The sequence below is a fragment of the Streptomyces sp. NPDC107562 genome (assembly GCF_055657325.1).
In genome coordinates this window covers 757,821-782,439 of record NZ_JBVKBE010000002.1, presented here as the reverse complement: position 1 = coordinate 782,439, position 24,619 = coordinate 757,821, and the positions used below count along the sequence as shown (strand labels likewise).

19 protein-coding genes are annotated in these 24,619 nt (G+C 72.1%); 2 read left to right on the top strand and 17 right to left on the bottom strand.

Annotated features, from left to right (window positions below; translation table 11 throughout):
* Positions 1-10 precede the first annotated feature (10 nt).
* The 6 genes from ACZ7LV_RS09330 to ACZ7LV_RS09305 all read right to left on the bottom strand — a co-directional run bounded on the left by ACZ7LV_RS09330 (position 11) and on the right by ACZ7LV_RS09305 (position 7,872).
* Complete coding sequence (locus ACZ7LV_RS09330; RefSeq protein ID WP_471937379.1) at positions 11-1,234, bottom strand: lycopene cyclase family protein; 1,224 nt, start codon at positions 1,232-1,234, stop codon at positions 11-13.
* A 111-nt stretch (positions 1,235-1,345) separates the two neighbouring features.
* Positions 1,346-1,915 carry a sigma-70 family RNA polymerase sigma factor gene (locus ACZ7LV_RS09325; RefSeq protein WP_471937377.1) on the bottom strand — a complete coding sequence of 190 codons (570 nt, stop codon included), beginning with the start codon at positions 1,913-1,915 and terminating at the stop codon, positions 1,346-1,348.
* A gap of 180 nt (positions 1,916-2,095) precedes the next feature.
* Positions 2,096-6,376, bottom strand: coding sequence for an nSTAND1 domain-containing NTPase (locus ACZ7LV_RS09320; protein WP_471937375.1), 4,281 nt, complete (start codon positions 6,374-6,376; stop codon positions 2,096-2,098).
* 25 nt (positions 6,377-6,401) lie between these two features.
* The gene (locus ACZ7LV_RS09315) at positions 6,402-6,764 is read right to left on the bottom strand and encodes a CU044_2847 family protein (RefSeq protein ID WP_471937373.1); all 363 of its coding nucleotides are present in this window, start codon (positions 6,762-6,764) and stop codon (positions 6,402-6,404) included.
* Between the two features lie 71 nt (positions 6,765-6,835).
* On the bottom strand, positions 6,836-7,033 hold the full coding sequence (locus ACZ7LV_RS09310) for a DUF397 domain-containing protein (protein ID WP_471937371.1): 198 nt from the start codon (positions 7,031-7,033) through the stop codon (positions 6,836-6,838).
* Positions 7,030-7,872, bottom strand: coding sequence for a helix-turn-helix domain-containing protein (locus tag ACZ7LV_RS09305; protein WP_471937369.1), 843 nt, complete (start codon positions 7,870-7,872; stop codon positions 7,030-7,032). Before ACZ7LV_RS09305 ends, ACZ7LV_RS09310 begins: the two co-directional genes overlap by 4 nt.
* 128 nt (positions 7,873-8,000) lie before the next feature.
* On the opposite strand from ACZ7LV_RS09305, the gene ACZ7LV_RS09300 reads away from it, so the two are divergent.
* Positions 8,001-8,471 carry an ATP-binding protein gene (locus tag ACZ7LV_RS09300; RefSeq protein ID WP_471937367.1) on the top strand — a complete coding sequence of 157 codons (471 nt, stop codon included), beginning with the start codon at positions 8,001-8,003 and terminating at the stop codon, positions 8,469-8,471.
* A 23-nt stretch (positions 8,472-8,494) separates the two neighbouring features.
* Here the strand turns inward: ACZ7LV_RS09300 and ACZ7LV_RS09295 are convergent, their stop codons facing one another.
* The 8 genes from ACZ7LV_RS09295 to ACZ7LV_RS09260 form a co-directional block, all read right to left on the bottom strand.
* Positions 8,495-10,207, bottom strand: a complete 1,713-nt coding sequence (locus ACZ7LV_RS09295; RefSeq protein ID WP_471937365.1) for a pyridoxal phosphate-dependent aminotransferase — start codon at positions 10,205-10,207, stop codon at positions 8,495-8,497.
* Between the two features lie 155 nt (positions 10,208-10,362).
* On the bottom strand, positions 10,363-11,511 hold the full coding sequence (locus ACZ7LV_RS09290) for an aldose epimerase family protein (RefSeq protein WP_471937363.1): 1,149 nt from the start codon (positions 11,509-11,511) through the stop codon (positions 10,363-10,365).
* Between the two features lie 52 nt (positions 11,512-11,563).
* The gene (gene mmsB / locus ACZ7LV_RS09285) at positions 11,564-12,808 is read right to left on the bottom strand and encodes a multiple monosaccharide ABC transporter permease (RefSeq protein WP_365451164.1); all 1,245 of its coding nucleotides are present in this window, start codon (positions 12,806-12,808) and stop codon (positions 11,564-11,566) included.
* A complete protein-coding gene (gene mmsA / locus ACZ7LV_RS09280) occupies positions 12,805-14,355 on the bottom strand; it encodes a multiple monosaccharide ABC transporter ATP-binding protein (RefSeq protein ID WP_471937361.1) in 1,551 nt (516 codons plus the stop codon). Before mmsA ends, mmsB begins: the two co-directional genes overlap by 4 nt.
* A gap of 35 nt (positions 14,356-14,390) precedes the next feature.
* Entirely contained in the window at positions 14,391-15,500 is a 1,110-nt protein-coding gene (gene chvE, locus ACZ7LV_RS09275) for a multiple monosaccharide ABC transporter substrate-binding protein (RefSeq protein ID WP_471937359.1), read from the bottom strand.
* A 96-nt stretch (positions 15,501-15,596) separates the two neighbouring features.
* Positions 15,597-16,565 carry a hypothetical protein gene (locus ACZ7LV_RS09270; RefSeq protein ID WP_471937357.1) on the bottom strand — a complete coding sequence of 323 codons (969 nt, stop codon included), beginning with the start codon at positions 16,563-16,565 and terminating at the stop codon, positions 15,597-15,599.
* Positions 16,566-16,674: 109 nt separating this feature from the next.
* Entirely contained in the window at positions 16,675-17,679 is a 1,005-nt protein-coding gene (locus ACZ7LV_RS09265) for a zinc-dependent alcohol dehydrogenase (RefSeq protein ID WP_471937355.1), read from the bottom strand.
* Positions 17,676-18,839 (bottom strand): mandelate racemase/muconate lactonizing enzyme family protein, encoded by a 1,164-nt coding sequence (locus ACZ7LV_RS09260; RefSeq protein ID WP_471937353.1) that lies wholly within the window; start codon positions 18,837-18,839, stop codon positions 17,676-17,678. Before ACZ7LV_RS09260 ends, ACZ7LV_RS09265 begins: the two co-directional genes overlap by 4 nt.
* Positions 18,840-19,096: 257 nt before the next feature.
* On the opposite strand from ACZ7LV_RS09260, the gene ACZ7LV_RS09255 reads away from it, so the two are divergent.
* Entirely contained in the window at positions 19,097-19,906 is an 810-nt protein-coding gene (locus tag ACZ7LV_RS09255) for an SCO2400 family protein (protein ID WP_471937351.1), read from the top strand.
* A gap of 590 nt (positions 19,907-20,496) precedes the next feature.
* On the opposite strand, the gene ACZ7LV_RS09250 is transcribed toward ACZ7LV_RS09255, so the two are convergent.
* The 3 genes from ACZ7LV_RS09250 to ACZ7LV_RS09240 all read right to left on the bottom strand — a co-directional run bounded on the left by ACZ7LV_RS09250 (position 20,497) and on the right by ACZ7LV_RS09240 (position 24,586).
* On the bottom strand, positions 20,497-21,669 hold the full coding sequence (locus tag ACZ7LV_RS09250; RefSeq protein ID WP_471937349.1) for a glycosyltransferase: 1,173 nt from the start codon (positions 21,667-21,669) through the stop codon (positions 20,497-20,499).
* Between the two features lie 32 nt (positions 21,670-21,701).
* The gene (locus ACZ7LV_RS09245) at positions 21,702-22,970 is read right to left on the bottom strand and encodes a nucleotide sugar dehydrogenase (RefSeq protein WP_471937803.1); all 1,269 of its coding nucleotides are present in this window, start codon (positions 22,968-22,970) and stop codon (positions 21,702-21,704) included.
* Positions 22,971-23,134: 164 nt separating this feature from the next.
* Positions 23,135-24,586: a glycosyltransferase family 4 protein gene (locus tag ACZ7LV_RS09240; RefSeq protein ID WP_471937347.1), complete on the bottom strand. Its 1,452-nt coding sequence runs from the start codon at positions 24,584-24,586 to the stop codon at positions 23,135-23,137.
* Positions 24,587-24,619: the final 33 nt, after the last annotated feature.

The following is a 24,619-nucleotide window of genomic DNA, read 5'->3' as shown; positions in this document are numbered from 1 at the left end:
GAGAGCCGGGTCACGGCCGGGGCGGGCGCCCGATGGGCACGGGCCGCCGCTCGGCCGGGCGCCGGGGCAGGAAGGGCAGTTCCAGGGCGGTGCGCAGCATCGGCCGGGCCGGGGTGCGCAAGCCCACCGCGACGTCCTCCAGGACGTTGGTCCGGCCGTCGAGGAAGCGCAGCAGCCGCGGTGCCGGCACCTTCCCGAACAGCCCGGTGAACAGGGCGGACCCGTCCACCCGCCCGGTGTCGAGGGCGCGCAGCAGCACGGCGTCCATGGCGCGGGACCGCGCTCCGTGCGGGTCGGGGGCGAGCGGCGTACGGCCCTCGGCGAGCGCCGCCGCGATCGCCCGCGACTGGCGCTGGGCGGCGGCGAAGGAGTAGCCGGTCGCGGGGCGGGTCGTCCCGCCCGCCACCCCGATCGGGAAGACGGAGCCGCCCGCCCGGCGGGGCAGGCGGGCGTCGGTCATCGCGATGACTCCTTGCTCCACCGCCGTCACCTCGTGGGCCCGGAGGCCGAGCACCTCGGCGGCGTAGAGCGTCAGCGCCCGGTCGTAGGCGTCGTCGTCGAGGACCTCGGCGGAGAACTCCGTGTACTCCACCAGCGCCTCGCGCCGGCCGAGGGGCAGGACGTACCCGAAGGCGAGGCCGTGCCGCGGCTGCGGGACGCGGAAGTCCATCAGGTCGGCCACGCCCGGTTCGAAGGCGGGGCGTGAGGTCCGTACGAACCAGCCGCGGAAGTGCTGCAGGAGCGTGGTCCTGGCCGGTCGCGGCCCGTGCGGCGGCCGGGAGTCGAACACCCAGCGGGCCCGCAGCCGCACGGGGGCGCCGCCGGCGTCGTATCCGCACACCTCGGCGCCGCCGGGAACGTCCCGTACGTCCTCGACCACGGCCTCGTACCGCAGGCATCCGGACCGGGCGAGTTCCTCGTCGGCCCACCGCTCGAAGTCGACGGACCGGATCATCTTGTAGCGCAGCGGACCGGGATCGCGCACCACGGCCGCGCCGTCCGCGCCCGTGACGCGCAGGCGCCCCCACTCGGCGTGGACGACACCGTCGTACTCACCGCCCGCCGCCTCCCAGTAGCACCACGTCCGCGGCGGCGGCCGTAAGGCGCCGGGCGGCGCGTCGACCAGGGCCACCGTCAGGGGCCGCCGGTCGCGCACCAGGGGCCCGGTGAGCCGCCGCGCCAGCGACAACCCCGCGGCACCGCCACCGATGACGACTACGTCTGCGTCCCGCACCAAGGCTCCCTCGCGGCCGTGCCCGGTCCCGGTGCGCAGTGCCGGGACGCGTACTCATGATGCTGTTGCTTCCGCGCCGGACCCGCTCCTGGATGCACCGCCCGCCCGAGTTCACGCGTTCGCCGTGCCCACGTCCTCGCGCAGGCAGCGGGCGAGGCGGTGCAGCCCCCGGCGGGCGTGGCTCTTGACCGTGCCCAGCGGCCAGCCGGTGACGTCGGCGATCTGCGCCTGGGAGAGGTCGTCGTAGAAGGCGAGGCGCAGCACCTGGCGCTGCGGTGAGGACAGCTTCGCCAGTTCGGTCGCCACCAGCACGCGGTCGATGGCCGCGTCCGGTTCCGCCGCCGCCCGCGCGGCCCGGCCGGCCAGCAGCGAACCGGCGACCTCGGCGAGCTCGGTACGCCGGTACCGGGCCGCCAGCGCGTCCGCCACCTTGCGCCGGGTGATGCCCACCAGCCAGGCGGACAGCGCGCCGCGCTCCGGGGCGAAGCCGGCCCGGCCGCGCCACGCCGCGAGGAACACCGCCTGGGTGACGTCCTCCGCCTCGCCCCGGTCCGCGAGCGAACGGCTGGCCAGCGCGTGGACGAGCGGCCCGAACCGCTGGTACATCGCGGCCAGGCAGTCGTCGTCCCCTTCGGCGAACCGCGCCTCCAGGTCCTCGTCGACGATCCGCTGTGCGTACATGCTGCGTGGCCCCCTCAGCCGAGCGGTACTCCTCCGTCGTCCCGCTCCCCACCGTGCGACCGGGCGCCGGGGGCCTTCAACTCGCACCGACTGTGCATCGTTTTTCTCGAGGAGAGTGCTGGAGGAGAGTGCTGGACGAGAGCGCTGGAGAGTGGGGGCGGGGCTGAGGGGTTCCGGGCCTCAGTCCGGGCAGATCTCGTCGGGCAGGGTGCCGGGCAGTCCGGCGCGTTCGTCCGCCGTGAGGTCCCGGCCCAGGACCTGGCACAGGTGCCGTTTCCACAGGGCGGGGTCGAGGCGGATCAGGCTCAGAGTGCCCGGTTCGTACGCGTCCCAGGAGTAGCTGGACAGCACGGGAGAGCCGAGGAGGGCCGTGCCGTCCCGTGTCGCGGCCACGAACCGCTGGTTCACGTCGAAGTCGTACGACTCGCGGTGGGCGGGCTCGTCCGCGTCGAGGAAGACGACCGAACTGTCGGTGGCCACGAAGTACTCGCCGCCCCCCGCGCTGCCCACGGCCCACCGGTTCGGGCGCAGGGGGCCGAGGGCACCGATCACCTTCCTCGACGGCTGCCCCGGTGCGACCGACCACAGCTCCACGATGCGTCCGGTGGTCAGCACGGCGACGTACCGGGTGTCCTTCAGGAACGTCGCCACGCGGAGGTTGTCCGCGAGCCGGATGCGCAGGGCCTTGTTCTCCTCGCCGGTGCGCAGATCCACCGCGTGCAGGTCCGGTTCGCCGGCCACGGTGACCCCCACGTGTCCCGGCTCCCGGTGGGGGCGCACGGAATAGTCCGGCCGGTCCTCGGTGGTCAGCCGCAGGTCCTCCAGGTCGATCGGGGGTGACAGACGGCGTCCCTCGCGGGCGTCCCAGCTCTCGACGCGCGTCCCGGCGACCGTCACCAGCCGCTCGTCGTCCAGGAACTCGAAGTGCAGGAGCGCCTGCTGTCCTTCCGCGTCCCGTGGGGGTGCCGCCGTGGTGAAGTCGGCGACGCGACGCAGCGAAGGCAGCGCCCGGACGGTGATCCGCCGCAGGTCCGAGACGTCGGCCACCAGCGTCTGGGAGCCGTTGACCGCGAGCGCCTGATCCTCCGCCGAGGGAGGGGTCCGCGCGTCGACGTCCGCCTCGGCCAGGGTCCGTCCCGCACCCTCGGTCTCCACGATCCGCAGGCTCTCGCCGTGCTCGCCCACCCGGACCAGCATGCGGCTCCCGTCGCCCAGCAGCCGTGGCGGACCGTAGGCCGTGTGGCCGGCGGCCTCCGTCAGCTCGTGCACGTCGACCGAGGTCTCGCCCACGACCGGGATCGCGGGCTCGCCCGCCGAGCCCAGCAGGGGCAGGTCGGAGCCGTCGTCGTACGAGGAGACCATGGGGCCGGTGAACTCTCTTGCCTTGCGGTCCTCGGAGAGGGGCACGAGGTGCCATGCGTGGTCTCCGGCGTACTGGGCGAAGCGCTCTCCCCGCTCGTCGAGGAGGGGCGTCGAGCAGGCCGCGTCGCGGCCCGTGTCGTGGCGGCGCAGCACCTTCCCGTCCGTCAGCCGGACGGCCTCGTAGCGGGCTTCTCCGAGACCGGAGTCACCGAGGCGCCGGCAGGTGATCGCCACGCCGCCGTCGCGCGAGACCCGGGTGCCGTTCGCGTCGAGGCCGTCGGCCAGCTCCCGTACCCTGCCGGTCCGGACGTCGACGGTGATCAGTGAGACGGGCCCGAAGAGCGGGAAGCCCTTGGTGGCCACCAGGGTGTCGTCGTCGGGCCCGAACCAGATCCCGCCGAGGTCGGCGACCCGGTCCGGCAGCACGCGCGGCCGTCCCGTCTCCAGGTCCCACACCCGTACCGGGAGCGACTTCGAGTACGCCGACATCTCGACCAGAAAGCGCGCGTCCGGGGAGAAGGCGACCACCTTGTCGTTGCCTTCCTCGGTCGCGGCGGTGCGGCCGTCGAGCGCACCGGTCAGTTCGTGCGCGGGCCCGATCATCCGCTTTCCCCGTGGCGTGACGTCGTGCCAGACCGTCACCGCGTCCTTGTCCCGGACGTAGGCGATCCGCCGCCCGTCCCGGCTGACCACCGGGAGGATGACGTTGGGCCCGAGCGCGAGGTTCTCCTGCCGGACCCGGCCCGCACCGTCGCGCAGGTACAGGGTCGCCCGGCCGCCTTCGGAGATCACCAGCGTCACCCGGCCGTCCACGCTCATGGCCGTGGCGTGGATGCTCCCTTCGACGCCCGTGAGCGTCCACTTGACCTGCCTCAGCTCCGCGTACCGGCGCAGGAGGGCGCTGCGCGCCTCCTGCGTCGCGGCGATCTCGTAGGCGGCCATCGCCGCCAGCGCGGCATGTCCGGGGTTGGTGTCCGTCAGTTCGTCCGACTGCACCGCGAGCGTCCTCGACCTCCCCTCGGCCGCCCGCTGCTCCCCGGTGCGCGACGCCTGCCACCAGAAGGTGCCCAGACCCACGATCACCGCGAAGGCCAAGGCCGCCGCGCCCCACTTCGCCCGGGTCCGCCGCGCCCGCGTCCGGCGCAGCTGCCGCGCCAGGCCGAGGAATTCGCGCTGCTGCTCGGTCAGTTCCTGCAAGCGCCCCCGCAGCCGGGCCTCCACGGTGGCGAGTTGGGCCGACCGGGGCAGCAGGGCGGCGGGACGGTCCGCCTTCCGCCACCGTTCCAGGTCGTGCTGCACCTCGGCCCGTGCTGCCAGGAAGTCGGCGTCGTCGCGGACCAGTTCGGCCAGGACCGGCCACACCGTGATCAGCGCCTCGTGCGCCAGCTCCACGCTCTCCGGGTGTCCGTCACCGCCGGACAGCACCAGCAGGCGCCGCCCGGCCAGTGCCTGGGCCAGCCGCCAGCGTTCCTCCCCGGCCTCCTCGCGGGGCAGTGCCCGCCGCAGGGTGACGTCGCCGCCCGGCACCACCCGCACCAGGCCCGCCAGCAGTCGCCGTCCCGCCGCCTCGCCGCCCGGCGGGACGCACTCCCGCCAGGCCTCCTCGGCATGGCGTCGCAGGGCGCCCGACACTCCGCCGATGTCCTGGTACGTCGCCGCCCGCAGCCGGCCGGCGCTCTGCTGCTCCCACAACTGCTCCAGCACGAAGCCGAGGAGCGGGAGGATCCCCGGCTCGCCCCCCGCGTCGTCGAGGATGCGCCGGTCGAGCCCCGGGTCGTAGTCGACCGCCGGGACGCCCTGGACCGGCCGGGTGATCACCGCGTGGAGCTGGTCCCGGCCCATGGGCGTCAGCGGCAGCGTCGCCCCGCGGCGGAGCGCGGGTCCCAGGTGCGGGTGGTTCAGGGCGGCGTCCATGCAGTCGGCCCGCAAGGTGGCCAGGACCCGCAGGCCGGGTGGCCGCCGCTGGGGGAACAGCAGGTCCAGGGCGCCGGTGAGTTGTGCCTCGGGCGCGTTCAGCAGCGCCTCGGCCTGGTCGAGGACGACGAGCAGACGCGCGGCCGGACGGCCCGTGACACGGTGGAACGTGTCGGCGAGGCCCAGCCTTCCCAGCCACGCCTCCACCTGGTCGGCGCCCTCGGCCCGTGCGGGCCCCGATCCGTCGGCCCCGGACAGTTCGAACAACTCGGTCGCGAGGGCCGCGCGCAGCGACTCGACGCGTCCGCAGTCGACGACCAGCACGTCGTGCCCGTCCCGGCGCATCCTGGGAACCACGCCGGCGAACGCGAGCGAGGACTTGCCGCATCCGGAGGGCCCGTAGACGGTCACGCCCGGCTGGTCGCCGCGCAGCGCGGTGACCGCCCTGTCGACGTCCTCCTCCCGGCCGAAGAAGACCTCGGCGTCGGCCTCCTGGAAGGGCTTCAGGCCCCGGAAAGGCGTCTTCGGCAGCAGAACGGCGCCCAGTTCGGGTATCTCCCGCACCAGCGCCCCGGTGCGCAGCACGAACGCCTGCTGCGCCTCGCGCACCGGCTGGGCCGCCACGACCACGCCGACGGCTGCGCCGAGTTCGTCGTCCCAGACCGGGCTCCCGCTGAAGCCGGGTCTGACGTGGACCGCCTGCCCGTCCGCCCGCGACAACTGCACCCAGCCGCGCCCGGTGGGACCGCGGAAGCGGCCCTCGTGCCAGATCCCGTCCGGGTGGTCGTCGGGGAACCCGACGGCCCGGGTCTCGTGGTCCCAGACGTTGCGGGCGTCGGCCATCGGCAGCGGGTGCGCCCCGGGCAGCGGGCCGGCCAGCCGCAGCACGGCGGCGTCGCCGCTCTGGTCGTCCCTGGTCGGTACCCAGTGCAGTACTTCCGCCGTCGCGGCCGGGACGTCGTCCGCGAGCGGCAGGTCGACGGTGACCCGGGCGCCCGGGGCGACGGCGGTGTCACGGGGCAGGGCGAGCGCGTCGGACACCACATGGGCGCAGGTGACCAGCAGTTCGCCGGTCACCAGGAAGCCGGCGCCGGCGATGGTGCCGTCCTGTCCCCTGACCCGGACCACCGCCGACGCCATCGCCGACTCCGGCTCCCCGGTGCCGATCAGTTCGTGTCCCGTCACCGACGCCCCCGTCGTGGTCCTGGCCCTAACCCTGGCCCTCGATGCCGTGCTGCGCGTGCCAGGTCAGGCTGACGGAGAAGTTCGCCGCCGCCGACGAACCGGCGATCAGTACCTTGGCGTCCGCCGAGAGGGACATGCCGAACTCCAGGGTCGCCTCGTCCGGTGGCCGCGTCATCTCCCGGCACTGGCCGACGAACGCGTCCGCCACGGGCCGCACGACCTCCAGGATCTGGTCGAGCGACTGCTCGGCGCGCGCCACCGCGCGACCGCCCCGGCCCACGCGTACGAGGCTGTCGTCGACGTCGTTCACCTGGACGCGGACGACGTCGCCGCCGTCGTTCGTGGGCACTTCCACGGTGCACAAGGGCTGCCGCTCGCTCAGGGACATGCAGTTCCCCTCAACTCGTGTACCGCACAGTCAGGTTGACCGGGCGAGCCTAGCCAATGAGGGCCGTGGGATCACGGGGTTGGGGGAGTGTCGTCGATGCGGGACACGAATCCGGTCCAGGCCTGCGGAGAAAGGGCCAGGTGAGGGGCCTGGTGGTGCTTGGAGTCCCGGACGTGGACGATGGAGGGGGTGAGGGCGACCTCGACGCAGTCGCCGGAACCGCCGCTGCTGTAGCTGCTCTTGAACCAGGCCAGATCGCTGGTGCTCATAGGTCTCCTCGCATCAGATGCAGAAGGCTCATCGAGTCTTTGAGGGTGAGAGCCTGTGAGCGCATCCTGGCATACCGCATCTGAAGCATGCTGACCCTCTTCCGGTCGGCGATGAACTGGCCGTTCTCCTGCCCCTCGCAGTACGCGAACCACTTGTTCTCCGGCGTCTCCAACAGCTGCATCGGACCGTCCAGACCCGCGTGGGTCTCCTGTTCCGTCGGCATGATCTGCACTTCGACGTTCCGCAGCGCGGCCAGCTCCAGCACGTGGTCGAGGAGGTGCCGGGTGACCGCCGCTCCGCCGGTCCGGCGCCGGAAGAGGTGCTCCTCCAGGATGAAGCTGAACGCCGTGTTGGGCCGCCGCCGCAGCAGTTGCTGACGTTCGGCCCGCGCGGCCCACTGGGCCTCGATCTGCTCGTCGCCGAGGGGCGGCAGTTGGTTGGTGAACAGGGTCCGCGCGTACGGCTCCGTCTGCAACAGCCCGGGAACCAGCCGGCACTCGTACGTGGACAGCGTGATGGCCGCCCCCTCCAGTCGCGCCCACTGCCGGAACCACGCCGCGAGCCCCGGCTGCCGGGCGACGCACGGCGCCGCCTTGCGCAACGCCCCCGTGTTCCCGAGGACGTCCTCCGAGCGCTCCGCGAATCCCGGATCCGGCATGCGCCGGCCCAACTCGATGGACGCCACGGTGTGTTTGGACAGCCCCACCCGGGACCCGAACTCCTCCCTGCTCAAGCCCGCATGCTCCCGTAATGCCTGGACGACCGCCCCGAACGTCCGCAGACTGTCCGACGCCTCCGGCTCGCCACCCTGCCCGGCAGCGCTCACGCCATGACCCATGGCACACCTCCCACCCGCCATGCTCACGTTCGGTGACGAGTACTGTCCAGTTGGTGACCGCGTACGCTTGCGCAGCGTACGCGCCGCCGACCTGGTGAACCGGTCCGCCCGGGCGTCAGATTGGGCGCATGACCGCACCTTCCGCCCCGCAGAACCCGGTTACCGTACGTGTGTTCACCCAACGGCTGCGTTCCACACCCCGGGGCGCCCGGCTCGCCCGGCACCTCGCGCTGCGTCAGCTCGCCGTCTGGGGAGTCCCGGACGACACCGCCGCACTCGACTCCGTGGCCGTCGTCGTCGCCGAGCTGGCCGCCAACGCCGTGACCCATGGCAGGGTGCCGGGACGGGACTTCGAACTGCGGCTCTCGCTCGTCCCCGGCAGCGTCCGGATCGAGGTCACGGACACGGGCCCCGGGCCCCGGCCGCCCGGCCCGGGTGACGTGCGGCCACCGGCGCCGGGGGCCGAGTCCGGGCGGGGCCTGGTGCTCGTCGAGGCCCTGGCCGACCGATGGGAGGTGCTGGAGCGGGATCCCGCGCCCGGAAAGACCGTGCGGGCCGAGGTGGACCTGCCGGGCCGGCTCCGGCCGTTGTGGGCCTGACGGTCACGGGAGGCCTGCGGCCCTCACCCCACCTGCCCCATGCCCGCCGGATTCGGCCATGTCGTTGGCGTCGGCCAGCCCGTCGCCGCCGGGGCGAGGCCGGCCGGCGGGACCGGGGCGCCCGGTCCCGTGGTGCCCCGGACCTGCGCCGCGGTGAGGCCGCCCCGCGCGGGGACGCCGGGCGGCGTGGGCGCGGGCAGGGGCTGCGGGGCGGCCTGGGCCACCGCCGGCTGCGGCACGGCGGGCTGGGGCACGGCCGGCTGGGGGACGGGGGGCTGCTGCATCGGAGCCTGCGGGAGGTGCTGAGGCAGCTGCGGTGGGGGGACCTGCTGGGGGACATGGGGATGCGGCAGCTGCGGTGAGGGCAACTGTGGTTGCGGGATCTGCTGCGGGATCTGCTGGGGGATCTGCGGTGGCGGCATCTGCTGCTGCGGCGGGGGATACGCCTGTGCCGCCGCCGGCATCGGCATGCCCGCGCCGGCCCCCGGCATGGCCGCCGCGACGGCCTGTGCGGCGATGCCCTGCATGCCGGCCCCGTTGGTGGCGCCGACCAGCCGGTCGACCGCCGCCGTGCCCGAGCTGTAGCTGGTCCCGGTGCTCGGCTCGGGCACGGCGGCTCCCCTCCTGGTCCCGTAGAGCACCTGTTCCAGGCCGGACACCAGGCGACGCACATCCACCTGGGGGCGCACCACGAGACGCAGGAAGCGGCTGGAGGATCCGATCTTGTTGCCGCACTCGCGGACCAGGATCCGGTGCTCGGTGAGCAGCCGGTCCCGGACCACGGTCCCCTCGGCGCCCACCGGCAGACGCACGAAGAGGAAGTTGCCCTGCGAGGGGTAGACCGTGAGGCCGGGGAGGGAGGAGAGCTGGCTGGCCATCTCCAGCCGGTCCCGGCGGACCTGCTGGAGGCTCTGCGCGTACTCCTGGCCGTGTTCCTTCAGCATGAACACCACGTGTTCGGCGAAGGAGTTGAGGTTCCACTTCGGCAGCATGGAGCGGATCCGGCCCGCGAGGGCCGGGTTGGCGACCAGGTAGCCGAAGCGGATGCCGTGCAGGCCGAAGTTCTTGCCGAGGCTGCGCAGCACGACGACGTTGGGGCGGATCATCGCCTCCTGCACGACGCTCGGCTCGGCTTCCGCGTCGGCGAACTCCAGGAACGACTCGTCGACGACGACCAGGTCTCGGTCCGCCATCGCGTCCATGAACTGCACGATCGCGTGCTTGTGCACGAAACCGCCGTCGGGGTTGTTGGGGTTGCACAGCACGGCGACCCGGGTGCCCCGGGCCCGGATGAACTCGGCGTACTGCGCGAGGTCGAGGGCGAAGCCGCTGGACTCCTGGAGCGGGAACATGTCGACCCGCTTGCCGGTCTCCATGGGCTGGTCGGTCCAGCGGCCGAAGGTGGGGACGGGGATGGCGAGGGACTCCCGGACGAGCAGATGGTCGATCCAGGTGATCAGCTCGGTCGAGCCGTTGCCCATCGCCACGCACTGCGGCGGAAGCTGGAGCAGGCTGCACAGTTCGGCCGTGATGGTGTCGGCGCTGCTCGGGTAGTACGTGACGATCTCGCGCAGCTTGCCCGCCATCTCGTCGAACATCGCCGGGGTCGGGAAGTACGGGTTGCAGGGGATGCAGAAGTCCACCGGACCCGACCCGTCGCTCTCCCGCGTCAACGCCGCCATCGACGGGCTGTGCGCAGCGGTACTGCGAAACAGCGAGGTGACGTTGTCAGGCAAGGAGACCTCCGGCTGGGGCGGACCCGGCGGGGAGGACCGGGTCCGTCGTGCGGGTGGCCCGTGCGGGGGAGCACGGGCCGCCCTTACATACGGAGGTTGCGGTGGCTCCGTTCAATGGATGTGACGGAAGTGTGGAGCACCGGGCCGGGAAGCGGTCACGCGCCGAACGAGTGCACCGTCGTCGTGCGGTACGTCTGCCCCGGTCGCAGCACCGTCGAGGGGAACGACGGCTTGTTCGGCGAGTCCGGGAAGTGCTGCGTCTCCAGGCAGAGCCCGTCGCCCTGCCGGTAGACGGTCCCTCCGGAGCCGACCAGCGTGCCGTCGAGGAAGTTGCCGGAGTAGAACTGCAGACCCGGCTCGGTGGTCGCGATCCGCAGGGTGCGGCCCGACGACGGGTCCCTGAGCGTGGCGACGTGCTCCGGGCGGGCGGTGCCGCCCTTGTCCAGTACCCAGTTGTGGTCGAAGCCCTGGCCGTACAGCAGTTGTCCGTGCGCCACCCGGATGTCCTCGCCGACCGTCTTGGCGCGGCGGAAGTCGAAGGGGGTGCCCGAGACCCGCGCCTGTTCCCCCGTGGGGATCAGCCCGGAGTCGACCGGCGTGTAGCGCGAGGCGGCGAGGGTGAGTTCGTGGTCGTGGATCGAGCCGCTCGACTCGCCGGCCAGGTTCCAGTAGACGTGACTGGTGAGGTTCACGACGGTCGGCCTGCTGGTGGTGGCCTCGTAGTCGACGCGCCAGTCGCCGTGCCGGGTGAGGGTGTAGGTGACCTTGGTCCTGAGCGTTCCGGGGTAGCCCATCTCGCCGTCGACGCTGGTGCGGTACAGATGCAATCCGACGTCCGAGCCCCTGGTGAACGGTTCGACGTCCCAGACGTGCTTGTCGAAGCCCTGGGCGCCGCCGTGCAGGCTGTTCTCGCCGTCGTTGACGGAGAGCTGGTGGGTCGTGCCGTCCAGGGTGAAGCGGCCCTTGCCGATGCGGTTGCCGTAGCGGCCGATCAGCGCGCCGAAGTAGGGGCTCTTCGCCACGTAGTCCTCGACGGTGTCGAAACCCAGGGAGACGTTGGCGTACCGCCCGCGCCGGTCCGGGATGCCGAGGGACTGGACGATCCCGCCGTAGGAGAGGACCTTCAGCCGGGTGCCGCCGTTCTCCAGCGCCCAGCTGTACACCTTCGTCCCGTCGGCGAGCTTCCCGAAGAGCGACTTCACCGGCTTCCCGTCTCCCGTCGCGTGCGCGGTGCCGCCGGCGGTGGCGGCGGTGACACCCGCGGCCGCCGCTCCGGCAAGGACTGTACGTCTGCTCAGTTCCATGTGCGGCTCCTGCAAGGGAAGGGGCCCCGCCGTGCGGCGGGGCCCGGTTGACCTACGAACCGACCTTGCGCTTGTTCCACACGTCGAAGCCGACCGCCGCCAGCAGCACCAGGCCCTTGATGACCTGCTGCCAGTCGGTGCCGATGCCGACGAGGTTCATGCCGTTGTTCAGCACGCCCAGGACCAGACCGCCGATGATCGCGCCGAGCACGGTGCCGACGCCGCCGCTCATCGACGCGCCGCCGATGAACGACGCGGCGATCGCCTCCAGTTCGAAGTTGAGGCCGGCCTTGGGCGAGGCCGCGTTGAAGCGGGCGGCGAAGACCAGACCCGCCAGGGCCGCGAGCATGCCCATGTTCAGGAAGACCAGGAAGGTGACCTTCTTGTCCTTCACGCCGGACAGCTTGGCCGCGGGCAGGTTGCCGCCGATGGCGTAGATGTGCCGGCCGACGATCGCGTTGCGCATCACGTAGCCGAAGCCGACGACCAGGACGCCGAGGATCAGCAGCACGATCGGCGCGCCCTTGTAGCTGGCCAGCAGCAGCGTGGCGACCAGGACGGCCGCGACCAGGGCGACAAGCTTCAGCAGGAAGAAGTTCCGCGGCAGCACCTCCAGCGAGAACTCCTGCTGGCGCTTGCGGTCGCGCACCTCCTGAAGGACCACGAAGGCGATCAGCGCGAAGCCCAGCAACAAGGTGAGATTGTGGTAGTTGGTCTCCGGTCCGACCTCCGGCAGGAAGCCGTTGGCGACCTTCTGCAGGCCTTCCGGGAACGGGCCGAGGGTCTGGCCCTCCAGGAAGATCTCGGTCAGACCGCGGAAGATGAGCATGCCCGCGAGGGTCACGATGAACGACGGTATGCCGCCGTAGGCGATGAAGAACCCCTGTGCGGCACCCGCGACGGCGCCCATGGCCAGGCAGAGGATCACCGCCAGCGGCCACGGTATGTCGTTCCTGACCATGAACACGGCGGCCATCGAGCCGATGAACGCCGTCAGCGAGCCGACCGAGAGGTCGATGTGGCCCGCGATGATGACGAGCATCATGCCGATCGCGAGGATCAGGATGTAGCTGTTCTGGAGCACCAGGTTGGAGACGTTGCGCGGCAGCAGCAGGTCCCCGTCGGTCCAGACGGCGAACAGCACCACGATCAGGCCGAGGGCGATCAGCATGCCGTACTGCCGCATGTTGCGGCGCATCCCGTCCAGCACCATCTGGAGCAGGCCGCCCCCCGCGCCCGCTCCGCCCTTGCCCGCCGGCGCGGGGGCCGGGGTCTTGGCGGTCACATCCGTGCTCATCGCGTTACCTCTTTGTCCTTCGTCATCTGACGCATCAGCGCTTCCTGGGAGGCCTCCGCCCGGGAGAACTCGCCGGTCAGCCGGCCGGCGGCCATCGTGTAGATGCGGTCGCACATGCCGAGCAGCTCCGGCAGTTCGGAGGAGATGAAGACGACCGCCTTACCCTCGGCGGCGAGTTGGTCGATGACCGTGTAGATCTCGTACTTGGCGCCGACGTCGATGCCGCGCGTCGGCTCGTCCAGGATCAGCACCTCGGGACCCGCGAAGATCCACTTGCTGAGGACGACCTTCTGCTGGTTGCCGCCGGACAGCTTGCCCACCGGCTCGAAGACCGTCGGTGCCTTGATGTTCATCGACCTGCGGAAGCCCTCGGCGACCTGCCGCTCCCCGTGCTCGTCGACCACACCGCGCTTGGCGACCTTCTTCAGCGCCGTCAGCGAGATGTTCCGGTTGATGGTGTCGATGAGGTTCAGGCCGTAGTGCTTGCGGTCCTCGGTGACGTAGGCGATGCCGTGTTTCACGGCCTCCGCCACCGTCTTCGTACGGATCTCGCGGCCGTCCTTGAGGACCGAACCGCCCGCGTAGCGGCCGTAGGTGCGCCCGAAGACGCTCATCGCCAGTTCGGTGCGGCCGGCGCCCATCAGGCCCGCGATGCCGACGATCTCCCCGCGCCGCACCGCCAGCGACACGTCGTCGACCACCTTGCGCTGCTGGTCGATCGGGTGGTGCACGGTCCAGCCCCGGATCTCCAGCGCGGGCGCGGCACCCTCTTCCGGCCGGTGCGGGGTGCGCTCGGGGAAGCGGTGTTCGAGGTCGCGGCCGACCATCCCGCTGATGATCCGGTCCTCGGTGGTCTCCGCGGCCTTCACGTCGAGCGTCTCGATGGTCCGTCCGTCGCGCAGGATGGTCACCGAGTCGGCGACCTTGCGGATCTCGTTCAGCTTGTGCGAGATGATGATCGAGGTGATGCCCTGGTTCTTCAACTCCAGGATCAGGTCGAGCAGTTTGCCGCTGTCCTCGTCGTTGAGAGCGGCCGTCGGCTCGTCCAGGATGAGCAGCTTCACCTTCTTGGACAGCGCCTTGGCGATCTCGACGAGCTGCTGCTTGCCCACGCCGATGTCCGCGACCCGGGTCTCCGGGTGGTCGGTCAGCCCGACCCTGCGCAGCAGCTCGGTGGCGTGCCGCAGGGTCTCGGTCCAGTCGATCCGGCCGCGCCTCGCGTGCTCGTTGCCGAGGAAGATGTTCTCCGCGATCGACAGGTACGGCACCAGCGCCAGCTCCTGGTGGATGATCACGATGCCGTGCTGTTCGCTCGCCCGGATGTCCTTGAACCGGCAGGCCTCCCCTTCGAAGAGGATCTCCCCGTCGTAGGTGCCGTGCGGGTGGACGCCGGAGAGGACCTTCATCAGGGTCGACTTGCCGGCGCCGTTCTCCCCGCAGATGGCGTGGACCTCGCCCTGGCGGACGGTCAGCGTGACGTCCGACAGCGCCTTGACGCCGGGAAAGGTCTTGACGATCGAGCGCATTTCCAGGACGGGTCCCGCCATGGTCGTGCCTTCCAATCCCTAGGTACGGCGGTTTGCTAGAGGTCGCTTTCCTTGATGTAGCCGGAGTCGACCACGGTCTCCTGGTAGTTGGCCTTGTCGACGCTCACCGGTTCCAGCAGGAAGGCGGGCACGACCTTGGCGCCGTTGTCGTACGTCTTGGTGTCGTTGACCTCGGGCTTCTTGTCGTTGAGCAGCGCGTCGACCATGTTCGAGGCCACCTTGGCGAGTTCGCGGGTGTCCTTGTAGACGGTCATCGCCTGCTCGTCCGCGATGATCGACTTCACCGAGGCGACCTCGGCGTCCTGGCCGGTGACGATCGGCAGCGGCTTGCTCCCCGAGCCGTAGTCGTCCGACTTCAGCGCCGAGAGGATGCCGATGGAGATGCCGTCGTAGGGCGAGAGCACCGCGTCCACCCGCTCGGACTTGTACGCCGAGGTCAGGATGTCGTCCATGCGCTTCTGCGCGGTGCCGCCGTCCCAGCGCAGGGTGGTGACCTGGGTCAGCTTGGTCTGGCCGGAGCGGACCACCAGCTGCTTCTTGTCGATGTAGGGCTGCAGGACGTTCATCGCGCCCTGGAAGAAGTAGCGGGTGTTGTTGTCGTCGTTGGAGCCCGCGAACAGCTCGACGTTGAAGGGGCCCTTCTCGCTGCCGTCCTTCAGGCCGAGCTTGTCGACTATGTAGCCGCCCTGGAGTTCGCCGACCTTCTCGTTGTCGAAGGAGGCGTAGTAGTCGACGTTCTCGGTGCCGAGGATCAGTCGGTCGTAGGAGATCACCGGGATGTCGGCGTCCTTGGCCTGCTGAAGGACGTTGTTCATCGACTTGTTGTCGATGGCCGCGACGATCAGGGCCTTCACGCCCTGGGTGATGAGGTTCTCGACCTGGGAGACCTGCTGGTCGGGGTCGTCCTCGCCGTAGACGAGCTTGGTCTTGTAGCCCTTGGACTCCAGGTCCTTGACGACGTTGTTGCCGTCGGCGATCCAGCGCTCCGAGGACTTGGTGGGCATCGCGATGCCGATGGTCGCGCCCTCGGCGCCGCCCGAGTCCTCCTTGCTGCCGCCCTCGCCGCTCTGACCGCAGGCGGAGAGGGTGAGGGCGAGAGCGGCGGCGGCGGCCGTCGCGGTGAGTGCGGCTCTGCGGTTACGCATGATCATCATCCTTGATGTGTGCGGTGAGGGACCGAGACGAGGTGTGTGGGATTGTGCGCGGCTGTGTCTTCTTTTGAGAAGCAATTTTCCGGAACGTTATGACGAGATCTCGAACCGGCGGAGGGCGCCCGGCAGTCGGGAGCCGAGCGGCGCCATGTCGCCGTCCGCTCCGTGCCGGGCCAGCAGGTCGAGGGCGAGCCGGCCGCGCCGCACCCGCTCCCTGGCGGTGGCCAGGGTCAGCTCGCGCAGATGGTGCCCGTAGGGGTAGATCCCGGGCGCCTTGGAGAGGCCGAACTTCAGATAGAGCGGTGCGCCGCGCCGGATCAGCTCGGCGACCTCGTACATCCGCACATAGCCGCCGAGGTCGTCGGGGGCCTCGATGTACATGTCCATGGGGGCGCCGGACACCCGGCGGATCTCCGTGAGGTGATCCAGCGTCAGGTCGCTGGGCACGTTGACGGAGTCGGCGCCCAGCCGCTCGTACACCGCGAAACTCGCCGGGTTCACGGGCCCGATCAGCGCCGACACCTTGAGCGTGGTGTCGGCCGGGAGGATGCCCTGGGTGCGTGCCCGGTGCAGTGTCCACAGCACGCCCTCGTCCGCGACGAGCAGGCACTTCACCCCCAGCTCGGTCGCCCGCACGGCGTCCTCGACGCAGCCGGCGACGGCGTCGTGGCCGCGCGCCCGCGCTCCGGCGCCCCGGGAGTCGCTGCGGGTCGACCCGCCGATGTCCCAGGTGCCGCGCGGTCCGGTGAACAGGCAGAGTTCGATGTCGCGTGCGGCGGTCGCCTCGACCATCTCGGTGATCTCGGTGTCGGTCAGCATCCACACCCCGCTGCCCTGGCTGATCCGGTGGATCGGCACGTCCAGGCGCGAGGACTCCTTGAGGACGACCGCCAGCGCCTCGGGACCCTCGCACGAAGGGATCTCGGTGCGCCAGCGGCCGCCACCCGGGAAGGTGTGCGGTGAGGAGTCGGCGGGGTCGGGGGCGGGCACGCCCAGGCCGAGCGCGGTGAGTGCCTGCTCACCGGGCCTGCGGGCGGCCGTGGCGGAAGCGTCGGTCACAAGCTGTCCTTAGTGTTCGATATTTCGGACGAGGTTCGCGGCTTCGGGGACGCGGGGGCCGAGTACGCCGGTACGGGGGCCGTCAGGTCGCCCCCGTACCGGCGTACGCTCACGGGCGGAGCAGCACCTTGCCGACCTTCGGGTCGCCGGCGCCGACCAGCTCGATGGCGTGCGGGAACTCGGTCAGCGGCAGCTCGTGGGTGACCAGCGGCAGCGGATCCAGCAGCCCGGCGCCGAACATCCGCACCGCGTGCGCCCAGGCGTCCGGCGGCGCCCCGAAGACGGTGTGCACCTCCAGTTGCCGTACCACCAGGTCCGTCGGGTCCAGACCCTCGGCGCCCGGCGCCGGGATCCCCGTCAGCACCAGCCGGCCACCGCGCCGCAGCAGCGCGGCGGCGTTCCGGGCGGCGTCGGCCGACCCGGCCGTCTCGATCACCACGTCGAAGTCGCCGGGGAGGTCCTCATCCTTGGTGCGGAAGTCGGTGGCGCCGAACTCCCTCGCCAGGGCGGCGCGGTCGGAGCGGGTGCCGACGACCAGCAGGTCGGCCGGAGAGACGGCCCGCAGGAACTGCGCGGCGAACATGCCGAGGGTGCCGGTGCCGACGACGGCCACCCGCTCGCCCGGCCTCGCGCCCGCCTTGAGGGCCGCCGCGGCGACACAGGCGGCGGGTTCGAGCAGCGCGGCGGCGGTGAGGTCGGCGTCGTCGCGAAGGACGTGCAGGAGACGGGCCGGCAGGGTGAGGGTGGTCGCCATGGCGCCGGGCAGGGTGAAGCCCGTCTCCTCGTACCCGGCCGTGCACAGCGTGGTCTCGCCCGCGTGGCAGCGGTCGCACACCTGGCAGTTGCGAAAGCCCTCGCCGACCACCTTGCGGCCGGCCAGCGACTCCGGGACCCCGGCGCCGGTCTCCGTGACCGTCCCCGACCACTCGTGGCCGGGGGTGAGCGGATAGCGGACGTAACCCTCGGGCCGGTTGCCCTGGTAGACCTCGCGGTCGCTGCCGCAGATGCCGACGGCGTGCACCCGGACCTGCGCCTCGCCGGGGCCCGGCGGGCGGGGCGTGTGCGCGACGAGCCGGTGCGCGCCGGGCGCCTCGACGACGACGGCCGTGCTCACCGCGTCCCCTTCGGCTTGCGCTGCTCCCAGCCCTCGGCCCACAGGTCGAAGCGGGCCTGCTGCTGCGGGAACTCGGCGGCCGCGTCGGTGTCCAGCTCGACGCCGAGGCCGGGGGCGTGCGAGAGGTGGAAGCAGCCGTCCTCCGGGTCCACCTGGGGCGCGCCCTTGACGACCTTCTTGATCTCCGCGTCCGCGAAGTCGTTGAAGTGCTCCAGGATCTTGAAGTTGGGGGTGGTGAAGCCGACCTGGAGCGAGGCGGCGGTGAGCACCGAGCCGCCGACGTTGTGCGGCGCGATCAGCGTGTAGTGGGTCTCGGCGGTGGCGGCGAGCTTGCGGGTCTCCCAGATGCCGCCGATGTGGCCGACGTCCGGCTGGATGATGTCGACGGCCTGGCTCTCGAACAGCTCGCGGAACTCGATCCGGTCGTGGATCCGCTCGCCGGTGGCGACCGGCATGTCCACCTTCGCGGCGACCTTCTCCAGGGCCTTGAGGTTCTCCGGCGGGACCGGCTCCTCCAGCCAGGCCGGCCTGAAGGGCGCCAGTTCGTGGGCGAGCCGGACGGCGGTGGCGGGGGAGAAGCGGCCGTGCATCTCCAGCATCAGCTCGGCCTCGGGACCGATGGCGTCCCGGACCGCCTCGATCAGGGAGACGGCGTAGCGGGTCTGCTGGTGGTCCAGCTCGAAGTGCCCGGTCCCGAAGGGGTCGATCTTCAGGGCCCGGTAGCCGCGCGCCATGACCTCCTGGGCGGCCTTGTGGTACGCCTCCGGCGTCCGCTCCGTGGTGTACCAGCCGTTGGCGTACGCCTTGACCTTGTCGGTGACCTTGCCGCCCAGCAGCTGCCAGACCGGCACGCCGAGGGCCTTGCCCTTGATGTCCCAGCAGGCCATCTCGACCACGGCGATGCCCGACATCACGATCTCGCCGGCCCGCCCGTAGTCGCCGTACTTCATGCGGCGCACCAGGTCTTCGAGGGCGAAGGGGTCCGAGCCGGCGATGTGGTTGGCCTCGGCCTCCCTCAGATAGCCGAGGAGAGCGTCGGTGCGGCCCAGCATCCGGGTCTCCCCGACGCCCGTGATTCCCTCGTCGGTGTGCACCTGGACGTAGGTCAGGTTGCGCCACGGCGTCCCGACCACGTGCGTGCTGATTCCGGTGATGCGCACGGCAGTTGCCCCTCGTGAAGGTCGGCTCTGTTCGATATTTCGTCACACGTTCGAAATGTTGGCGTGACAGTAAGGACGGGGCGGTGGGGGTGTCAATGGGGTGGGCGGGTAACGGTTTCGAGACTTTCACTGACCGGTTTCGGCATGATGCGCGCGGGTTGCCCTCAAGCCGACGCGCCGGAGGAGCTTGTTCCGCACAGAACCTTCACAGCGACGACTATGAACGTTACCGATCAAAAACTTAACCTTCCCGCGTCATGGACTACTGCCACCCGTGCCGACGGCACCTGAATGGCGCGCTCGCCTGCCCGGGGTGCGGCACACCTTCCGATCAACTTCGCGCCTACGCGGAGGAAACCGTCGTGCGCACCGTCGTACGGACGGATGTGCGTACGGACGTCGTCACGGTGGTCCGGGCCGCGGAGCCCGGCGAACCGCGCGGCGCCGACCGCGACGACAACGATGCCGACGACGCCGACGAGATCGACGACGACGATGCCGAGTTCGAGGAGGACGACGGCCCCGGGCGGGAGTCCAGGCGCCGCCGCCAGTCGAACGTCAGCCGTCGCGACCGCAAGGCCGCGGCCCACCGCCGCAGGCGGCGCCGCACCCTGCTGATCGTCGCGGGGTTCCTGCTGGCCGCGGGCGCCCTCAGCCTCGCCGAACTCGGCCTGGACGCCCCGGGCTCGGCGCCGAAACCGGCCGCCGCCGGGGACGCCTCGGCGGACGGCGGCGCGGAGGACGAGTCCGAGGAGTCGGAGGACCCCGGGGCAGACGCCTCCACGGGCGCCACACCCACGGCCTCCTCGTCCTCCTCCGCGTCCGCCTCCCCGTCCGAGTCGGCCAAGGACGAGGACGAGAAGGAGGACAAGGAGTCGGCGAGCCCGACGGCGGAGGAAGGCTCCGCCCCGGCGGACACGGCCCCGGACCCGACGGCCTCCGCCCCGGCGCCCCCACCCGCCCCGGACCCGACCCCCACCCCGACGGCGGACCCCCCGACCCAGGACCCGACCCCCAAACCGACCCCCACCCAAACCTGCGACCGCTTCCTGTGGTGGTGCACCTAGCCCACCGGCCGTAGCAGCCGGTCGCCCTGCGACAGGAGCGGGGCGGCCCACCGCAACGACTGCCCCGCCCAAGCGTCCGGGGGCTCGGTCCGGGTGGGCCCGAGGCCGGCCGCCCTCGGCGGGTTCGCGTGGCGGCGCACCGCACCGGAACGGCCGCTCTGCGCAGGCGTTCGGCGGGTCCACTCGGGTGGGTCGCGACGCGAGTCGCCCCGTGGCGCGCCCGGTCGCTTCGCGTGGCGGCGCACCGGAACGGCCGCTCTGCGCAGGCGTTCGGCGGGTCCACTCGGGTGGGTCGCGACGCGAGTCGCCTCGTGGCGCGGCCGGTGGCTTCGCGTGGCGGCGCACCGCAACGGGCCGCCCCGCGCAGGTGCCCGGGGGTGCGCGCTCGGGTGGGTCCGGAGGCCGGTCGCTGGTGGCACGGCCCACCGGTTCGCGTGGCGGCGCACCGTAACGGGGGCCCCGCGCAAGCGTCCGGGTGGGGTCGGAGGCCGGGCGGGGTCGTGTGACGGCGGGTCCGACGGCGGTGCGGCGCGGCGGCCGACGGGTGGGGCCGTTTGTGTCGGCCCCGGGGCCGCCGGGCCGTCGTTCCCTCACCCTCCGGCGTGGATCGCCGGTTCCTGGGGTGGTGGGTCGAGGTTCGGTGGGGTGCGGTCGGTGGCCGCCTCCTTCGCCCAGGTCTCCAGGACGTCCGTGAACTCGGCGGCCCGCTCCGCCCAGTCGAGCTCCGCCAGCGCCGCCGCGCGGCCGCGGACGGCGGTGTCCCGGCGCAGCCGCGCGTCGGTGCGCAGCCGGCGTACCGCCTCCGCGGCCGCCGCCGGGTCGCCGTAGGGGACGACGAGACCGCAGCGGTGCCGCTTCACCAGGGCCGCCGCCAGCGGGTTCGGCGTGGTGACGACGGGGACGCCGTGGGCCATGTACTCGACGACCTTGGTGGGCCGCGAGTGACGGTAGTTGGGCTGGTCGTGGAGGAGGGACAGTCCCGCCGTCGCGCCGGAGAGCAGCGCGAGCGCACGGTCGTTGGGCAGATAGCCGTGCCAGTTGAGGACACCCTCGCGGTCGGCCTCGGTCAGCGCGCCGCGCACATCCACGTCGGCCGCGCCGATCGCGTCGACCCGGACGTCCGGCGCCAGCAGCCGCGCCGTCTCGATGAGGTCGAGCGCGCCGCGCGCCCGGGACAGGTGCCCCAGATAGACGACCCGGTCCGGGCCGGGCGGTTCGGGCGGCGCGGCGGGCACCGCCGTGAGGTTCGGCACGACGGGGTGGAGCCGGCGGAACCGCTCCCGGTACGCGTCCTCGGCGAGCAGCAGCCGCACATGCCGTTCGGCCAGACGTTCCGCCGCCCGCACCGCCAGCTTCAGCGGCGGCCGCAGCGCCGTCGGCACCCAGCGCTTCATCGTGAGCGCCGCCGCCGTGTCCTCGTGCACGTCCCACACGGTCACCGGGGCCCGGCCGCCACGCCGCCAGCGGCGCATGGTGCCGGGCAGGGCGAGCAGCAGCTCCGGGTCGTGCAGCAGCACCACGTCCGCGTCCGGTCCGCGCTCCACGAGCAGCGCGCGCGCCGCCCGCAGCGCCGCCCGGCGTTCCCGGCCGGCGGCCCGGGGGAGGTCCACGCCCTCGACACCCGGGCGCGGCTGCACCCCACGGGCGCCGAAGGGGGCGGCGTACACGATCCGGTGGCCGCGTTCGGCCAGCGCCGCGATCTGCCGGTGCAGTATCCGCGCGTCCTCCGGATGGTGGACGACGGTGACCACGAGTATCCGCATCAGAACAGCACCTTTCGGCTCCGCCCGGCCCGCTACAGCACCTCGACACCGGGGCGGAATATCCGCCCCCGGGTGTCGAAGAGCAGGCGGGCCGCGTCGGCGAGGGCGGGCAGGTCGTAGGAGGAGTGGTCCTGGAGCAGGATCGTCAGGTCGTGCCCGGCGGCGGCGGCCGTCGGGTCGTCGACGCGGGGGACCGGCACACCGTCGACGGACCACTCGTCGACATGCGGGTCGTGGAAGAAGATCTCGGCCTCCCGCTGCCGCAGCAGCCGGGCCACCGGCACCGCCGGGCTCTCCCGCTGGTCGGCCACGTCGGGCTTGTAGGTGACGCCGAGCATCAGCACCCGGGAGCCGTGCAGCGGCCGGCCGGCGTGGTTGAGCAGGTCCTGGGCGCGGCGGACGACGTACTCCGGCATCCGCCGGTTGATCTCCTGGGCGAGCTCGACGAACCGGAACTCGTAGCCGAGCGACGAACGCACCTTGTAGGAGAGGTAGTTCGGGTCGATGGGTATGCAGTGCCCGCCGACGCCGGCGCCCGGCCGGAACGCCTGGAAGCCGAACGGCTTCGTGCCGGCGCAGCGGATCGCGTCCCACAGGTCGACGCCCAGCTCATGGCTGATGACGGCGAGTTCGTTGACGAGGGCGATGTTGACGTGCCGGTAGGTGTTCTCCAGCAGCTTGGCCATCTCGGCCTCGCGGGTGCCCTTCGCCTGCACGACCGTGTCGACGAGCTTGCCGTAGAAGCCGACCGCGCGGGCGGCGCACGAGGGGGTGCAGCCGCCGACGACCTTCGGGGTGTCGCGCAGCCCGTGCCCGGTGTTGCCGGGGTCGATGCGCTCCGGTGAGAAGGCGAGGGCGAAGTCCTGCCCGGCGCGCAGCCCGGAGACCTCCTCCAGCAGCGGCCGTACGACCTCCTCGGTGGTCCCCGGGTAGGTGGTGGACTCCAGCACCACGAGCTGTCCGGGCCGCAGCCGGCCCGCCACCGCCCGGACGGCGGCGGTGACCGCGCTGAGATCGGGCCCGCCGTCCCCGTTGAGGGGGGTCGGCACGCAGATCACCACTGTCTGGACGCGGGCGAGGCAGCTGTCGTCGGTCGCGGCGCGGAACCCGGCCGCCAGCATCGCGCGGACGTCCTCGTCGGAGACGTCGTCGACGTGGGAGCGCCCGGAGTTGAGCCCGGCGGCGATCCGGGGGTTCTTGTCGAGGCCGACGACCTTCAGGCCGACCGCCGCCGCCTCCCGCGCGAGCGGCAGCCCGACGTAGCCGAGCCCGATCACCGCGAGTTCGGCGGTGCCGGCCATTTCTGATTCCCCGAGCTGTGCGTTCTTGTCCCCGAGCGGTTCGGACTGGTCGACCTGCATAGGGCTGCTCCCGTCCCGTGGGCGGACTCGGATCTGAAGTTGTGCGGTCCGGTCCGCTCCCGCGAGGCAGCCGGACGGCTCCTCGCGGACGGCCGAGCGGTTCCTCAGAGACAGCCGAGGGCGCGGTACGCCTCCCGGGTGGTCGCGGCGACCCGCGTCCAGGTGCGGTCGCGCGCCACGATCTGACGAGCGGCCGTACCCCATTCGGACCGCTTTCGACTGTAAAGAAGGAATTCGATCGCATCTGCCCAAGCCTGTTCCGATGCGGGCGGAACGAGCTGCCCGGTCACTCCCGGCTTGACGAGCTCCCGCAGCGCGGGGAGATCGCTGGCGGCCACCGGCAGCCCGCTCGCCATCGCCTCGACCGGCTTCAGCGGTGTCACCAGCCGGCAGACCCGGGCGTCGGTGCGCGGCACCGCGAACACGTCCAACACGGCGTGGAAAGCGCGGACTTGGGCGTACGGGACCTGGCCCGTGAACAACGCCGTCCCGTCGTCCAGACCCAGCAGGCAGGCGAGCCTCGACAGCGCCGGCCGCTCGGGTCCGTCCCCCACGATCAGCAGCCGCAACGGCACCCCACGGCGCCTCAGCTCGGCACCCGCATGGAGCAATGTGCCGATTCCCTCGTGTGGAGTAAGGCTGCTGACCGTGCCGACCACGAAGTCGTCCGGCGCGATGCCGAGCCGGGCCCGCAGCGGCGCCCCGTCCGGCGGCGGCGTCAGGAACTCCTCGTCCACCGCGTTCGGCACGATCAGCACCCGCTCCTCGGGCACCCCGCGGGCCACGATCTCCGCCTTCATCGCCGCCCCCAGCGTCAGCACCAGGTCCGCCTCCCGCATGCAGTGCGTCTCCAGCTCGCGCCGGGCCCGGTACGTCGGGTCGTCCGGCGTCCGTCCCGGTGCCTGGGTCAGCCAGGTGTCCTCCAGGAAGCCCCGCACCTCGTAGACCACCGGCAGCCCGTAGGCCGCGCGCAGGGCCAGTGCCACCCGCCCGTTGCCGTGGTCGGTGGCCGGGTGCAGCACGGCAGGCCGCAGCCGCTCCACCAGCCGCCCGGCCAACTCGGCGTTGCGGGCCAGCACCGCCGCCTGCCCGTACGGCAGCCAGGACGGCAACAGCCGGTGCTGCGGCACTCCGTCCACCGTCTGCACCGCACGGGCGTCCAGCACCCCCTGCGCCACCGGGAACCCGACCCGCGTCACCACGTGCGGATCGAGCCCGGCGGCCCGCTGCGCCGCGGCGATCTTCTGGGTGCGCACGGTGTAACCGGCGTGCTTGAACGGCAGTCCGTTGGTGACCAGATGGAGCACCCGGCCCGGCACCGGCAGCAGGGCCGTGCGGGCGGGCGGCGCGGGCACGTGTACCCCGGATGGAGCAGCGGCCGGACCCGCTGTCCGGGCCCGGCCGGCCAGGCGCCGTTCCAGCGGACGGACCCGGCGCCGCACGGGCGACGGCAGCAGCCGTACCCCCAGCAGCGCGGCCCTCAGGGGGTCATGGCGCAGTTCGCCCCACGCCACGGATGCGGCCAGACTGAGCGCACGGGGGATATGACGCGACATGCCGTCACGTTAGGCGGCGAGAGCGGAGAAAGT

Coding starts and splice junctions, on each gene's coding strand:
- ACZ7LV_RS09325 (WP_471937377.1), bottom strand. CDS start 1,915: ATGTACGCACAGCGGATCGTCGACGAGGACCTGGAGGCGCGGTTCGCC.
- mmsB (WP_365451164.1), bottom strand. CDS start 12,808: ATGAGCACGGATGTGACCGCCAAGACCCCGGCCCCCGCGCCGGCGGGC.
- ACZ7LV_RS09310 (WP_471937371.1), bottom strand. CDS start 7,033: ATGAGCACCAGCGATCTGGCCTGGTTCAAGAGCAGCTACAGCAGCGGC.
- ACZ7LV_RS09315 (WP_471937373.1), bottom strand. CDS start 6,764: ATGTCCCTGAGCGAGCGGCAGCCCTTGTGCACCGTGGAAGTGCCCACG.
- ACZ7LV_RS09305 (WP_471937369.1), bottom strand. CDS start 7,872: ATGGGTCATGGCGTGAGCGCTGCCGGGCAGGGTGGCGAGCCGGAGGCG.
- ACZ7LV_RS09300 (WP_471937367.1), top strand. CDS start 8,001: ATGACCGCACCTTCCGCCCCGCAGAACCCGGTTACCGTACGTGTGTTC.
- ACZ7LV_RS09250 (WP_471937349.1), bottom strand. CDS start 21,669: ATGCGGATACTCGTGGTCACCGTCGTCCACCATCCGGAGGACGCGCGG.
- mmsA (WP_471937361.1), bottom strand. CDS start 14,355: ATGGCGGGACCCGTCCTGGAAATGCGCTCGATCGTCAAGACCTTTCCC.
- chvE (WP_471937359.1), bottom strand. CDS start 15,500: ATGCGTAACCGCAGAGCCGCACTCACCGCGACGGCCGCCGCCGCCGCT.
- ACZ7LV_RS09290 (WP_471937363.1), bottom strand. CDS start 11,511: ATGGAACTGAGCAGACGTACAGTCCTTGCCGGAGCGGCGGCCGCGGGT.
- ACZ7LV_RS09245 (WP_471937803.1), bottom strand. CDS start 22,970: ATGGCCGGCACCGCCGAACTCGCGGTGATCGGGCTCGGCTACGTCGGG.
- ACZ7LV_RS09240 (WP_471937347.1), bottom strand. CDS start 24,586: ATGTCGCGTCATATCCCCCGTGCGCTCAGTCTGGCCGCATCCGTGGCG.
- ACZ7LV_RS09255 (WP_471937351.1), top strand. CDS start 19,097: ATGGACTACTGCCACCCGTGCCGACGGCACCTGAATGGCGCGCTCGCC.